Source organism: Methylobacterium nigriterrae, assembly GCF_037106235.1.
Lineage (GTDB): Bacteria > Pseudomonadota > Alphaproteobacteria > Rhizobiales > Beijerinckiaceae > Methylobacterium > Methylobacterium nigriterrae.
In genome coordinates, this window is the sequence record NZ_JBAWTG010000361.1 from 1 (window position 1) to 1,417 (window position 1,417).

General features: G+C 70.1%; 1 protein-coding gene. It reads left to right on the forward strand.

The annotated features are described in order from the left end of the window. Positions 1 to 108: 108 nt before the first annotated feature. The gene (gene tnpC, locus WDW90_RS37070; RefSeq protein ID WP_336492716.1) at positions 109 to 1,389 is read left to right on the forward strand and encodes an IS66 family transposase; all 1,281 of its coding nucleotides are present in this window, start codon (positions 109 to 111) and stop codon (positions 1,387 to 1,389) included. The last annotated feature ends 28 nt before the right edge of the window (positions 1,390 to 1,417 follow it).

Consider the following 1,417-nt stretch of genomic DNA (forward strand, 5'->3'; position numbering starts at 1 on the left):
GTAATTACCCACGGGGTGCGCCTGAGCGCGGCGTGCGGCAGGCGACGGGCCTGGAGGTGCCCCGCCTCGCCACTTGCCGGGAGCCGGTATCACTGATTCCCTCGCAGGATGGGCCGCAGGGAGCTGGAACGCCTGAGCCGGGAGGAGTTGATCGAGCTGGTGCTGCGCCTGCAGCGCCCGGAGAAGACCTCGCGCACCTCCTCCAAGCCGCCCTCGACAGATCGCAAGGAGCGGCGCGAGCAGGCCAAGCCCGGCGGCGCCAAGCCGGGTCATGAAGGGCACGGCCGGACACTCAGTCCCGATCCCGACGAGGTCGTCGCCCATCGGCCGGGTCAGTGCTCCTGTTGCGCAGGCGCTCTGGCTCCAGACCTGCCGGCCGAGATCGTCAGCGTGTTCGAGCGGATCGAGCTACCTGAGGTGGCGCCGATCGTCACTCAGCATCAGCGGCTGGCGGTGCGCTGCCCCTCATGCGGGGCGCGAGTTGTCGCCCCCGTGCCTTCGGCAGCGGGCGGCACTCCGTTCGGTCCGCGCCTGCACGCAGTGGCGACCTACCTGAAAACCTTCCAGGCCCTCTCTTACGAGCGGCTGCAGGCCGCGCTGGCCGACCTCTTCGGGCTGCCCCTTAGCCAGGGCGGGTTGATGAACCTGCTCCGTCGAGCTCAGAGACAGTTCCGCTCCGGTCGCGAGGCGGCAGTCTCGGTGCTGCGCGGGGCCGCGGTGGTGGCCTCGGACGAGACCCGCGTGCGCATCGAGGGCAGCAACGCCTACCACTGGGTGTTCCGCTCGGACGAGGCGGTCGTGCATCACGCCGCTCCAACCCGGGCCGCCAGTGTTGTGCGAGAGATGATGGACGGCCATCGGCCCGCGGTGTGGCTGTCGGACCGCTACACCGCCCAACAGGGGCACGGCGAACGTCACCAGACCTGCCTGGCGCACTTGGCGCGCCATGTCGCCTATGCGGTCGAGGTGAGCGATGATCCGGTGCCGCTGCGCCTGCAGCTGTGGCTGGGGTCCGTGTTCAGCCTGGCCGAGCGCGTCACCGATCTGGCCGCCTCGACGCTCTCGGCCAAGCGCCGGGCGCTGGAGCGACGGCTGTCCGAGATCCTGACCGTGCCGAGCCGCTGCGATCTGACCCGTGATCTGCAGGCTAAGATCGGCCGGGCGCGCGATCAGCTCCTGGTCTTCCTCGACCATCCTGGCCGCGTGGCGGTCACCAACAACGGCTGCGAGCGCGCGCTGCGCCCGGCGGTGGTGCAGCGGAAGGTGACGAACGGCTACCGGGCGATGTGGGCAGCCGCGGGCGAGGCGGACGTGCGCACCGTCATCGACACCGCCCGCCTCGCGGGGGCCGACACCTTCGCCACCATCCTCAAAACCATCCGCGCCTAATCCCGCCGACAAAGGCGTGGGTAATTAC

Coding starts and splice junctions, on each gene's coding strand:
- tnpC (WP_336492716.1), top strand. CDS start 109: ATGGGCCGCAGGGAGCTGGAACGCCTGAGCCGGGAGGAGTTGATCGAG.